Raw genomic sequence first — 12355 nt, 5'->3', positions numbered from 1 at the left:
CCCTAACCCACCACCAGTGATACCGAGCCAGGAAAGCCACAAAGCGGGAGATATTTGAATATATTGAGGTATTTTATAATGCCAGGGGCGCCCCTCAACTATCGGCCACCAAACGCCCTTAGGCTATGAGCAAGCCGAAAAATTGTGTGATTATTTGTCCGGAAAAATCTTGCCACATCATAAGCTTGCCAGTTCTTATTTCAGGCCGCGAAAATATAGTGGGTCAGGTACCAACCCCTACTACTTTTCAATTCCGTAACGTTTCATCTTCTCCCATAGGTTTTTACGTGAGATGCCGAGAGAACCCGCAGCCTGGTTTATTTTGCCATGATTTTCGGCTAATGCCTTGTTGATTGCCTTACGCTCTGCTTCTTCAATCGATTGCCTCAGCGTCGTCGTGCTGATCTCGTGGGTGTTGCTATCCAGGGTCAGCAGGTCTCTGGCGCCGATCCAAGGAGCGTCACACAAGGCGATAGCCCGTTCAATAATATTCTTAAGCTCACGGACATTTCCTGGAAATGACATGGATTGAAGCTGTAACTCAGCTTCTTTTGACAACCCTTTGATAGAGCTTCCGGATTTTTTTACCAATTCACTTGCGAACAGTCTTGCGAGATAGACGATGTCTTCCGGACGCTCCCGCAACGGAGGAATATCCACATGAATGACATTAAGGCGCCAATAGAGATCAGACCTAAAATCATTGTTCTTAATGGACTCATCCAGGTTTACTTGGGTTGCGGCAATAACCCTGACATCCAGAGTGACCGATTCCACCCCACCTACACGCTCGATTTCACGCTCCTGCAGGACACGTAGTAGTTTGACCTGTATATCAGGTGATACTTCGGCGATCTCATCGAGAAAGATAGTCCCCCCTTGGGCCTGTTCAAAGCGCCCTATACGCCGCTGGGTTGCGCCGGTAAATGCCCCTTTCTCATGGCCAAAGAGTTCACTTTCAATCAGGGTGGAGGATAGGGCGGCACAATTGACCTTGACCATTGGCCCCTGGGCTCGGAGACTGTTGTTGTGGATCAGGGTGGCAACCACCTCTTTACCAACACCGGACTCACCTGTGAGCAATACTGAACTGTCACTCTCACCAAGGCGCGCCACCAACCGCTCGATCTTGCGCATCGCAGAGCTCTTTCCGAGGTGCCCACTGCCTGCTTTGAAGCTGTTGTTGTCAGCACCTGAATTGCCCAGCGTTAAACGAGTATCTGCGATGCAGGAGAGATGGTGTTCTACCTTTTTAATAAAATCGCTGATTTCAAACGGTTTGGTCAGATAATCGAGGGCACCGGATTTAACCAGGGTGACCGCATCTGATACGTCACCATAGGCTGTCATGAGGATCACTGGGATTCCGGGAAACCGGCGTGACATATCGGTAAACAATTCAATCCCTGTGCCATCGGGCAAGCGGATATCGGTGATAACAAGATCGACATCACCTTTCTCAAGCTCTTTTCTGGCACTGGCTGTATCACATACGGCGTGCACTGGGATATTTTCAAGGCGTAGTCTGTCTTCAAGTGACAGGCGCATGATTTCATCATCTTCAACCAAGAGTACACAGTAGTCACTGAAATCGTTACTATCCAGCATTGGCTCAAAATTATTTTGCATCAGGCAGCCTTCATCACATTAACCGGTACAGCAACAAGGAACGTAGTACCCTGCCCTTTCTCGCTATTCACTTCAATGATTCCTTGCATGCTTTGGACTTGGCGATAGACCACCCAGAGACCTAATCCAGTACCATTGGGTTTGGTAGTGAAAAAAGGATCAAACAGCTGATTCCTTATGCTGGATGGAATGCCTGGACCATTGTCCCTGACTTCGATGATCAGGTGTGGTCCATCTTGATACATGCAGAAAGTGACGGTGCCACCATCTGGAAGTATCTCTACCGCATTCTTTAGAAGATTACAGACGATCTGTTCAACCTTTCCAGGTATGTGACGATCTTTATCTGTGTTGTTTTTCCAGATGACATTTATATCCCTGTCTCCAATCTCAGCTATTATCAGATCATGTAGCTTATCGATATGTTCAATAGCTACTGTTTCATCGCTCTCTTCATTCTTTAGCCCCACAAGCAGATTGTGAACGATCTCTTTGATTCGGTGCAGCCCTTGATCGATGACCGGCAAGTAACGATCAATAAGTTCTTTATTATTAGGGTGTTTGCGCAGTGTATCGATACAGTTTAGAAGACCGGCAAGAGGGTTATTGACTTCATGGGCCACACCCGCGGTGATGCGGCCAAGCGCGACCAGTTTTTCACTCATTGCGATCTCCTCTTCAAGCATCTTTTTTTCAGCTAATTCCCNATAATTTTGTTGAAGGTGACACTGAGACGCCCGATCTCATCTCTCTCTTTTACGGGGATAGGTGCAAAATCCGTCATTTCACCTCGCCCTACCGCTTCCAGTCCTTGTGTAACTGCAGTAAGAGGCTTGACCATGCGCCTGGAAACAATGGTACCCAGAGCACTACCGATAATGACGAAACAGAATATCAAGGCAAGAACAATGACCGCGGTGTTTTTGGTCTTTTCATATAACGGAGCGACAGACAAACGAACTCGAACCACACCCATATATTTTTGATCGGAGAAGAGGGGGACAACACCTTCCTGAAAACCTCTCTTTGAAAAACCACCAATGCTTAACACAATGGGAGCTCTTGCGCTCATGGCCTGTTTGAAAAGGTCCTGCTCAATACTATTTTCAGATGAAAAAGGAAGGCCCATTGGATTTTTAGCGGGATTAAGATGTGCCTGAACCCTGCCCTCTGCGTCAAGTATCATTGCTGTTAAGACTTCATGACTTCCTCTTGTTCCTGGTCTTCTGGATGCCATGTTCTTCAGGCTTATGTAGAGTAACCAGTAGTCCTTGCGCAGCATTGCCTTGGGTGTAGTGATGGCAACCGATTCGGATAGCAGGAGGGCCTTTTCCCCCAATTCATCATGAAAACGTTTCCAATCCTGCACAACCATAACAGCTCCGATCATGAAGCCGACAGCGGCCACAACAGCTGTGATTGTAAGTGATAACTTTATCGCCAATGGCCAAGATCTAGGACTAAGTAGCGGCATTTATGCTCTACAATTAATCAGTTGGTAACAAGGAATGCTTCGGATCAGATCTTTGGATTGTCTTTACCATAGCGCGGATTTCATTGAACAACGAATCCGAATAATGACCAAAGCCATCCAGTTTGAGTCGGGCGAGGAGCATCTTGCCAGTGACATCCTCGCCCATATTCTCAAGAGTATCCTTCATCAAGTTGACTGTATTGGGGTTTACTCCTAAACGGAAAACAATAGGTGGGAAGCCAAAACTCGGAGATATTTTTATTATTCGAGTCTTCTTAGTAATATCGGGCCTAAAGATGGCAAGGTATTCCCATATGTATGAATCTACCGCCCCGCCATCTGCAACCTGCTCGGAAACGGCCTGCACCGTTTCGGCGTGATTGAAGGTGAAAAATGTCTGTCGGAAAAAGGTCTCAGGCCTCTCACCTTTCGCTGTCATCAAGGAAAGGGGATAGAGGAAGCCTGAATTCGAGTCAGGGTCAGAGAAAGCAAAAATCTTCCCTTTCAGATCACTAAAGCGTTTATGGGGGCTGTTATGGTGGACGATGATATATGAGTGATAACGTGGTGCCCCTCGATAGATAGGCACTGTTAGGAGCTGAAGAGATTCCGGTTTTCTTGTTTGTACGTAAGAGTAGCCGCAGATCCATGCGAATTCGATACCGCCAGAGTCCAATAGATCCATCACCTCTCGATAGGACTTTCTGAGCACAAATTCTACCTTACGGCCCATTTTATACCCCAGGTATTGACTCCACTGGTCTAGAAATCTGAGGTTTTCGGTGAGTATCACAGCCGTCAGGCCAAAACGGATAGGTGGTTCCGTGTTGGCAGCATAAACCGGGCTAATCAAGAAAACCAATAATAAATAGAACAATCGCACTGGGATTCCTTATTAAGAATAACCTCTTAAGGATACTGCTAAGTTATGTCACGGCATCCACATTGCGACATATATCCTGTGCTCCCCATGGAGTACATAAGCCATCACTGGCTACACTTTCCTGCCTGCTTTAAACAGCCCTATTCTATGAGGATAGCAGAACCCAATTATCACTCTGGATGCTGTTGTTTGTTATTGAAGTCAAGTTAATCGCACACGATCAGTAAGGTTATTTTTAGCTTCTTTTGCTGGAAAAGTGAAGTGGTCTTTCAATTTACCTCTTTTCTATTCTGTAGCTTGTTACCTATTAGTAACTTGATACTTCACGCCACCCCCCCTAACTGTTTGAAATTAAATGAATAATCAGAATGGTAACGTTTTTTTCAAAAACGTTACCATCAGGTAACAAATTTCAGCTCATTATCTCCATTGTTTTTTTTATTCTTGCTTTTTCAAGTAGATACAAATCTGGCTCGACTCTTGCAACTCGCACTTAAAGTAATTTTGCACATTCCAATAATAATGCTAAAGCCGTAATTCGGAGTGGGAGAAAACAGTGGCAAAGAATGGTGGGGCTGGAATTGTATTTAGAATTACCTGGCGACTGACAGCATTTATTTTCGTTGGAATCGTACTGTTTTTATTAACAGCCTATGGAGGTGTTGAGTATTACACCTCGCAGTCCTCTTTTTGTGGTGGTAGCTGCCACACCATGACAGAGCAGTATGAAGCCTGGAAGACCAATACCCACCACAAAAGCAACAATCCGGACGGAATGCAGGCAGACTGCATAGATTGCCACTTTCTACCAGGTGAGAAGCATTCACTTAAGGCCAAATTCGAGGGGCTACGTCACCTGGCTGCCTATCTATATAACCCAGATGCACCGCTACCCATACGCCCGGTAATTAAGGATGGCGCTTGCCTCCAGTCTGGCTGTCACAATCGCGAAAACCTCGCGCAGAAGGAGATACAGTACACAGAGAAAGTACGTTTCAAGCACGAGGTTCACTTTAGTGATAAAGCTCTCGATGGCCACCAGATCACCTGCGATACCTGCCACTTTAAGACGACCGCGAATAAACATTTTGAGGTGCCCAAAGATATCTGCTTCCTTTGCCACCTAAAACTGGATAAACCCACACTTGATAAAGCGAATATGGGTGATGGGGGTGTAAAGAAGATCAGCTTTGCGAATAAACCATCTATCAATTTCAACGAGGGGAAATCCCGTTGTGATATCTGCCACACGATCCCAACCAGATCGCTGCAAAGTCAATTACAGGTAGGTGATAAGAGTACAACCAAGGGGCCAATCACACATCAGACTATGCAGGAATCGAGTGTAGCCTGTGAGAGCTGCCATTTTGAGGTAGTGAAAGGTCAGGGAGAGATTGAGACCGGTAACGTAGTCTCCAATGGTTGTCTCACATGTCATAACCGGAGCCAAACACTTCTGGCTGCCGCAGGTGACAAGACATTGATGCATGAAAAGCATATCCCTAACAAGGCAGACTGCTTCGATTGTCACACTGTAGTCGAACACAAGAACAGGACCGATCATCTTGATTTTGTGCGCGAAGATTGTCAGCTCTGTCATGTCGATCAGCATAAGTACCAAAAGCTGTTGCTTTCCGGTGCTCCCGTTGATGATGAAATTTCAGGTGCTCCACATCTCATGTACGAGGTCAATGTTAACTGCATGGCCTGTCATCTTAAGAAGACCTTGAGCAAAGGGCATGATGTGAGAACCGCATCTGGTGATACCTGTGCCGCCTGTCATACAAAACAGCACAGAAAAATGCTGGATGACTGGAAAAAAACACTTAAGAAAGAGATTGCGGATGGTGAAGAGCTAGAAGCAGAGGCAATTAAACTTCTTGCTGAAATCAAGGGCAACCTGGACAAGAAACAATTAAATCAGGCAGAGGCAATGATCGCCAAGGGCATTCAGCTACTTGATATTGTGCGTTTCGGTAATGGCGTACACAACAAGAAATATGCAATCACCATTCTTGATGGTGCATTCAACAACTTTGAAGACACCATTGAATTGCTTGAAGGAGCAAAGGGCGCTGAATAAGGAGATTGATCTATAGCACCACTAACATCTGTGGAGGATGAGGAGATGAGTAGGAGATACCAATATGAGTGACAATAAAACACCAGAAATCAGTCGCCGTAAATTTCTAAGTGGGGTCGGAACAGCGGCCGCTGGCGCCGCCGCAATGGTAACACCTGGGCTGAATGTCCAGGCAGCCACAACAAAAGCCCCCCGCTGGGCGATGGTCATGGACCTTAGGCGCTGCATAGGTTGCAGAGCCTGTACGGTGGCCTGCAAATCGGAAAACCACGTATCTCTTGGCCGATTCAGGGCGGTTATTCAAGAGAAAACCATGGGTACATTCCCGAATACAAAGAAAGCGTTTCTGCCTTTGATGTGTAATCACTGCGAGGGTAATAAAGAGGATGGTGTTCCTCCTTGCGTAAAAATCTGTCCTCAGTTCCCCGGTGAACGTCGCAAGTATAAAACCGCTGATGGTAAGACAATACGTTACCGTAGCGGTGGTACTTACAAACGACCAGATGGCATGATCCTGGTCGACGTTGAGCAGTGTATCGGCTGTGGGAAGTGCATTGATGCCTGTCCCTATGGTGTTCGTTCGTTCAATCCCTTTGTCAAAGCCGGCGCCGATCCAACTAAGCAGGCCGCGGACAAATGCGATATGTGCGCTCATCGTGTCGACAACGGTGTTGAACCATCCTGCGTCAACACCTGTCAAGGTCGCGCTCGTATCTTTGGCGATCTTAACGATCCGAACAGTCACGTCTCCAAGCTTGTTAACGAGCACAATTTGGCTAAGGCCGATAATGTGCTGCTTCCGGAGGAGGGAACCAACCCGCATGTATTCTATATCGATCCGGATAACATGTTGAAGCGTCTCTATACACAGCGGAGGAAGGGCAAACTGGATCACTATGTGGATCAGATCCCATAAGCCCTGAAAGCTTGTAAAAGAGAGGAATTGATATGAAAAAGCTAAATCGTCGTAATTTCATGAAACTTGCCGCAGCGAGCGGCGCCGTAATGGTGACAGGGATCGGAACCAGTCAGAACGCACTTGCCGGATCAATCAAACTGCAACCGGGTGGTCGCGATTTTTCTCCAACCACGAAGAAGGAGCGGCAGGCTATTCCCACCGCTTGTTGGCAGTGTGTGACCCGTGACGCCATGATGGGCTATGTCGAGGATGGCCGTTTGGTAAAACTGGAGGGGCATCCGGATTCTATCCGTACCCTCGGTAAACTCTGCGCAAAAGGGCAGGCCGGTGTTAATCAAGTCTATTTCCCGGATCGAATCCTGTATCCGATGAAACGTGTCGGTAAGCGCGGCGAGCACAAGTGGAAAAGGATCTCCTGGGATAAGGCCCTGGATCTTTTGGCATCCAAGATCAAACCGCTTCGTGACGCTGGAACACCCGAGTTGTTCATGTACCAGTACGGTCGCCACAAGGGCAGCCAGTCTTCGATCATGCACGACTTCATGGACGCCTTCGGTTCCCATACCATCGGTACGCACACGTCGGTCTGTGAGGGGCCTAAATGGGTCGGTCAGGAGAGCCTGTGGGGCGGCATGTACGATAACTGGGACTACGATCATACCGATTTCGTGGTCAATTTCGGCTCAAACCAGTTCGAGACTCACACCAACCACATCCCGACATCGCAGCGTCTGATTCGGGCAATGGTTGAACGTAACGTCCCGCTCTATACCTTTGATGTGCGCCTTTCCAATACCGCCGCCAAGTCAACCGAATGGGTTCCCATCAAAGTCGGCATGGACGGTCTGGTCATGTTGTCCATGGTTAACGTCATCATGAACGAAGGATTGTTCCGCAGAGATCACCTCAAGTACATGCGCGTGTCGCCGGATTATCATGCATCGGACGACGAGAAAATCGCTGCGATCAAGAAGCATGTAGCTAAGTTCACACCGGAGTTTGCTGAGAAGGAGAGCGGTGTTCCTGCAGCCAAGATCAAGCAGATCGCACGCGGTTACGCCAAGGCGAAGTCGGCCTGTCTGATCAGCTATCGTGGCACCGTCATGCATTATCATGGTGCAGATCAGGAGCGTGCGGCGATGTTGCTCTCGGCAATCACCAACAACCTTGATACAAAAGGCGGTCGGGTCATGGGCGTCGGCGCCGGCTGGAAATCCCCCCATTCACCAAAAGCCAAGGTGCAAAAAGGTCTCGACATCGTCAACGGTTTCCCCGGTGAGGCCGCGTTCCCCACGCATCAGGTGAGTCAGCAGAATCTTCCGATGATCAAGGACGGCCAAAATGGCCGGCCCAAAGTCTACTGGTGGAGCTGTAACAACATGGCCTTTATCAACGGAAACAATAAGGAAGCGGAAGCGATCTTAAAAGATGAGAGCCTCATACCCTTCTCGGTTTCGTCTAACATCGTCTATGACGAGTCATCGCAATACGCCGATCTTATCCTGCCTGATGTCACCTATCTGGAACGATGGGACACCGAAGATATGGTGTCGCCGACCGGTGTCGCCGAATACTACATCCGCCAACCCCTCATCAAGCCGCTTGGCGAGGCGAAGGATCAGGGTGAAATCTTTGCCGGCCTGGCGAAACGGTGTGGATTTGAACTGGCCTATTCGACCAAGGAGGAGTATGTCCGTCAGTCTTGCGATATGACACCGGGCGTCAGAGAAGCCGGCGGTTTCGAGTACATGAAGAAACATGGGGTCTGGCACGATAAGAACGCCAAGCCTAACTTCGGCTTCTACGAAGCCAAAGTGGATGTTTCCGGCGACGGGGTTATTCTCGATGAAAAAACCGGCGTCTACTGGAACTACAAGAAGGCCGGAGTCAGCAAAGCCGAAGCTAAGAGCAAAGGCTATCTGGGGGTCGAGGGCGCCAAGAAAGCCTATGTCGCCCAGAACATCGAGGGCACGCCGCGTAAGGCCTATCCGCCGAACACCTCATTCATCAAGTCCGGCCTGCTCGACTTCTATTCCGATAACTTCGCGTCCAAGGGGTTCCCGGCGTTCCCAACCTATACGCCGATACCTGAGCATCAGAAGATGGGCAAGGATGACTTGCACCTGACCACCTACAAGGTAGCCGTACATACGCACTCCCGCACAGCCCATTGCAAGTGGTTGTCTGAGATCAAGCACGACAATCCGGCATGGATCAACGCCAAAACCGCCGCCGCGCGCGGTATCAAGGATGGCGATACCATCAAGGTGTCTAACGAACTTGGTGAGATCACCACCACAGCTCATGTCACCGAAGGCATCATCCCCGGCATCATCGCCATCTCGCACCACTTGGGACGTCAGCATTCCGGTATCTACGGATCGGGAAAGCGTTCTCCCACTCCTGGGGGTGCCGCAGCGGATCCGGACGCCAAGAACATGTGGTGGAACAAGCACGGAACCCATCCCAACTCGATCATTCCGAACAGTTCGGATCCGATTAGTGGTGGGCAACGGTGGATGGATACGGTGGTAAGAGTTGCCAAAGTGTAATTAAGTGAGTGAAACAGGAGAGCTGAGATGGAAACTGATTGGAAAAAGCTGGCCGATAGCGCCAAATCACGAAGTGAAATTTATGGACTATTGACCACTGTTTTCCGGGAGGAACCCACCGAGGCCCTCATCAAGGAGCTGAGAGGTCCCCGCTTGTCGGGGGCCTTCTCAGACATGGACGTGGATCTGGGAGAGACGTTCTACAGCGATCCTGAAGGGCAAGTGGCGGATGAGTTAGCTGTGGAGTTTACCCACTTGTTCCTTGGCCCTGGTCCTCATATATCGGCCCATGAGTCTATCTTTGTCGAGGTGGATGGCGACGCATGTGCTCTATGGGGGGCACAGACCGTTGAAGTGAAAAAGTTTATCGAGACGACAGGCCTCAATTATGAGCCGGGGTTCACAGGTCTTCCTGATCACGTCAGCGTTGAACTTGAATTTTTACAGAAGCTGACAGAGTGGGAGGCTGATAAGTGGATTCAACAAAATCGCAAGAGTGCAGAGTATTGTCTGACAGTGCAACGCATGTTTCTTGAACGGCATCTATTATGTTGGTTACCCCAATTCTGTGATGCGATCATGACTCAGGCGGAGATGCCCTTCTACCGAGCTATGGCTGAATTGACCAAGAATTATATGGAGTTTGAGCGGCAGAGTATCGCAACCGATACAGCTGCTTAATGTATGCTTACCAATTCACCTACATCCATGTAGGTGGATTATTTATTTCTTAACCGGTTGCGAAGGGTAGCTTCCTGATTAGGCCCCATGCCCATTTTTTTACCCTGATTGATAGCGAATTCGACTGGAGCACCTAGATTGATTCGGTAAGCTGCCCACATAGTGCCCAGTAGTGCAGAACTTGGTGCATAGACCAAGAGCATGTCCTTGCTGGCATCGATAACCTTCTGGGTGAAGTCGTCAACCTGTTCCTGACTTGGCACTAGGCCGTCGATCGGGATGCTAATATAACGCATACCCAGCGCCTCAGTCTCCAATTGATGTAATCGTGCGGTTTTTTCTGGTGTTCCGAGATCGATCACGGTTTCAAACCCGAAAATTTTCAGTTCCGCTATACGATTGATCTGACGACCACGGGTTGCCTGTAAATAAGGAATAGCTCGACCAGGATCCGGAATGGCAATAGCGTATCCCATTCTCCCCGGTAACTTGGATGTCTTGTGGGTGAGTGTTTGCGGTACTGATTTGCCATCGCTGGCAGTAAGCACTGCATCATTGTGTCGATTCATCTCTCCGTCACCCCACCAACCGCAGGCGTACACTGACTTGGGTGACATTGCGAAGAGGCATAACAAAGTAGTGATAGATACAGATCTCAATCTGTAAATGGGTTGTGCTTTCTTCATGATTTTGAGTGTCCCTGATCAGGTTATCAGTAGCGCATTCAGTGAATCTTGGTGCGAGTCTATTATCTTTGGATAATCAGCATCATTCCCTATGTGGCAAGAGTGACAGGATTAGTCTGTCAGGGGTGACTGACTAAAATAGATAAGGAGAGAGCTGCGGGAAATTAGACCCACAGCGGTAGACATATTTTCAGGAGGTCTCCACAGGTAATCCTTCCAGTCTCCATTCGGGAAGGCCTCCTTCCAGGCGCTTGGCGTTAACGCCTCGCTCCCGCAGTCTGGAGACAGCATCGAATGCCAGTACACAATGCGGACCGCGGCAGTAGGCGACAATCTCCTGAGAAGGATCAAGCTCGTCCAGATGCTTTTCCAATTCCTCCAGCGGAATATTGATCGCACCCGGCAGGTGTCCCGCTGCATACTCCTCTGGCGGGCGCACATCCAGGACCGTCACCAGACCATCCCTCGCACGCTCCAGTAGTTGAGCTGCCGGCACCGGTTCTAGACTGTCTTTGACCTTGAGGTAGTCGTCGACGAGACGATTCACATCGGCCAGGTGGCGCTCCGCCACTTCTCTCAGCGATCCGAATAGGGCCGAAACGTCCATACCACTCAATCGATAATAGACCTTGTGGCCCTCCTTACGATTGGCAACCAGCCCGGCCTGCCTGAGTTGTTGCAGATGTTGAGAGGTATTAGCCACAGTCAGGCCCGAGACCTGCGCCAAGGCATCTACACTGCGTTCACCCTGCGCCAAAAATTCCAGAAGTTCCAGTCGGTAGCCATTGCTCATCGCCTTGGCGACACGGGCAAATTGGCTGAAAAGATCGTGTTTGAAATTACCTGTTGACATATATATCGCCCCAACTATACTTCAATTATTCAATAGATCTATTGATTATATGATCTCTTTGAAAATTATAACAGATTATGTATTGGAGGAGAGTGGAGCATGAATTGGTACGACTGGATTCTCAGGAATGAACTGCCCGTTCGCCTGGGTTTTTTCTTCGGCATCTTTGCCATCATGGCGGCCTGGGAGCTGCTAACCCCCCGCCGTACTCTCACAGTTTCCAAGAGCATTCGCTGGGCCAACAACCTGGGCCTAGTCTTCCTCAACAGTTTTATTCTGCGTTTGCTGTTTCCGGCGGCGGCGGTGGGTGTTGCTGCCCTTGCCGAGCAACGGGGGTGGGGCCTGCTCAACTTTTATGAAACCCCCTTTATTCCATCGGTCGTCATTGCAGTGATAGTGATGGATTTCGTTATCTACCTGCAGCATGTGATGGTCCATGCCGTACCTGTTCTTTGGCGACTACACCGGGTCCATCACGCCGACCTCGACTACGACGTGACCACCGGCGCCCGCTTCCACACCTTTGAGATCATCCTATCCATGTTGATCAAGTTCGCCACCATCATGGTGCTGGGTCCACCCGTCGTAGCGGTGG

At 49.1% G+C, this 12355-nt stretch carries 11 protein-coding genes; 5 read left to right on the top strand and 6 right to left on the bottom strand.

Annotation, left to right across the window (positions count from 1 at the left end; genetic code table 11):
- Positions 1-240 precede the first annotated feature (240 nt).
- The 4 genes from RIFP1SYM_RS13390 to RIFP1SYM_RS13375 form a co-directional block, all read right to left on the bottom strand.
- Positions 241-1629: a sigma-54-dependent transcriptional regulator gene (locus RIFP1SYM_RS13390; protein ID WP_005965634.1), complete on the bottom strand. Its 1389-nt coding sequence runs from the start codon at positions 1627-1629 to the stop codon at positions 241-243.
- Positions 1629-2294 carry a sensor histidine kinase gene (locus RIFP1SYM_RS13385; protein ID WP_240992118.1) on the bottom strand — a complete coding sequence of 222 codons (666 nt, stop codon included), beginning with the start codon at positions 2292-2294 and terminating at the stop codon, positions 1629-1631. Before RIFP1SYM_RS13385 ends, RIFP1SYM_RS13390 begins: the two co-directional genes overlap by 1 nt.
- Before the next feature lie 32 nt (positions 2295-2326).
- Entirely contained in the window at positions 2327-2470 is a 144-nt protein-coding gene (locus RIFP1SYM_RS19155) for a HAMP domain-containing protein (protein ID WP_476756443.1), read from the bottom strand.
- A gap of 646 nt (positions 2471-3116) precedes the next feature.
- Positions 3117-3986 (bottom strand): substrate-binding domain-containing protein, encoded by an 870-nt coding sequence (locus RIFP1SYM_RS13375; protein ID WP_005965628.1) that lies wholly within the window; start codon positions 3984-3986, stop codon positions 3117-3119.
- Between the two features lie 556 nt (positions 3987-4542).
- Between RIFP1SYM_RS13375 and RIFP1SYM_RS13370 the strand changes: the two genes are divergently transcribed.
- The 4 genes from RIFP1SYM_RS13370 to RIFP1SYM_RS13355 all read left to right on the top strand — a co-directional run bounded on the left by RIFP1SYM_RS13370 (position 4543) and on the right by RIFP1SYM_RS13355 (position 10221).
- Entirely contained in the window at positions 4543-6069 is a 1527-nt protein-coding gene (locus RIFP1SYM_RS13370) for a NapC/NirT family cytochrome c (protein WP_005965626.1), read from the top strand.
- Positions 6070-6133: 64 nt separating this feature from the next.
- The gene (locus RIFP1SYM_RS13365) at positions 6134-6985 is read left to right on the top strand and encodes a 4Fe-4S dicluster domain-containing protein (protein ID WP_005965624.1); all 852 of its coding nucleotides are present in this window, start codon (positions 6134-6136) and stop codon (positions 6983-6985) included.
- A gap of 32 nt (positions 6986-7017) precedes the next feature.
- Positions 7018-9540: a molybdopterin-containing oxidoreductase family protein gene (locus RIFP1SYM_RS13360; RefSeq protein WP_005965622.1), complete on the top strand. Its 2523-nt coding sequence runs from the start codon at positions 7018-7020 to the stop codon at positions 9538-9540.
- A gap of 27 nt (positions 9541-9567) precedes the next feature.
- Positions 9568-10221 (top strand): TorD/DmsD family molecular chaperone, encoded by a 654-nt coding sequence (locus tag RIFP1SYM_RS13355; RefSeq protein WP_010088842.1) that lies wholly within the window; start codon positions 9568-9570, stop codon positions 10219-10221.
- 38 nt (positions 10222-10259) lie between these two features.
- On the opposite strand, the gene RIFP1SYM_RS13350 is transcribed toward RIFP1SYM_RS13355, so the two are convergent.
- On the bottom strand, positions 10260-10790 hold the full coding sequence (locus tag RIFP1SYM_RS13350) for a protein-tyrosine phosphatase family protein (protein WP_139042146.1): 531 nt from the start codon (positions 10788-10790) through the stop codon (positions 10260-10262).
- A 307-nt stretch (positions 10791-11097) separates the two neighbouring features.
- Positions 11098-11760: an ArsR/SmtB family transcription factor gene (locus tag RIFP1SYM_RS13345; RefSeq protein WP_005965620.1), complete on the bottom strand. Its 663-nt coding sequence runs from the start codon at positions 11758-11760 to the stop codon at positions 11098-11100.
- 99 nt (positions 11761-11859) lie between these two features.
- Here RIFP1SYM_RS13345 and RIFP1SYM_RS13340 point away from each other — a divergent pair.
- Positions 11860-12355: sterol desaturase family protein (locus RIFP1SYM_RS13340; protein WP_039960516.1), on the top strand; the 496-nt coding region annotated here is incomplete at its 3' end.

This window comes from endosymbiont of Riftia pachyptila (vent Ph05) (genome assembly GCF_000224455.1).
Taxonomy (GTDB): Bacteria; Pseudomonadota; Gammaproteobacteria; order Chromatiales; family Chromatiaceae; genus Endoriftia; species Endoriftia persephonae.
Note: the sequence above shows the minus strand (reverse complement) of the source record. Positions and strands in the feature narration are given on the sequence as shown.

Bases quoted from the DNA above. Each gene is read 5' to 3' on its own strand.
- RIFP1SYM_RS13350 (WP_139042146.1), bottom strand. From the start codon at position 10,790: ATGAATCGACACAATGATGCAGTGCTTACTGCCAGCGATGGCAAATCA.
- RIFP1SYM_RS13365 (WP_005965624.1), top strand. From the start codon at position 6,134: ATGAGTGACAATAAAACACCAGAAATCAGTCGCCGTAAATTTCTAAGT.
- RIFP1SYM_RS13390 (WP_005965634.1), bottom strand. From the start codon at position 1,629: ATGCAAAATAATTTTGAGCCAATGCTGGATAGTAACGATTTCAGTGAC.
- RIFP1SYM_RS13385 (WP_240992118.1), bottom strand. From the start codon at position 2,294: ATGAGTGAAAAACTGGTCGCGCTTGGCCGCATCACCGCGGGTGTGGCC.
- RIFP1SYM_RS13355 (WP_010088842.1), top strand. From the start codon at position 9,568: ATGGAAACTGATTGGAAAAAGCTGGCCGATAGCGCCAAATCACGAAGT.
- RIFP1SYM_RS13360 (WP_005965622.1), top strand. From the start codon at position 7,018: ATGAAAAAGCTAAATCGTCGTAATTTCATGAAACTTGCCGCAGCGAGC.
- RIFP1SYM_RS13345 (WP_005965620.1), bottom strand. From the start codon at position 11,760: ATGTCAACAGGTAATTTCAAACACGATCTTTTCAGCCAATTTGCCCGT.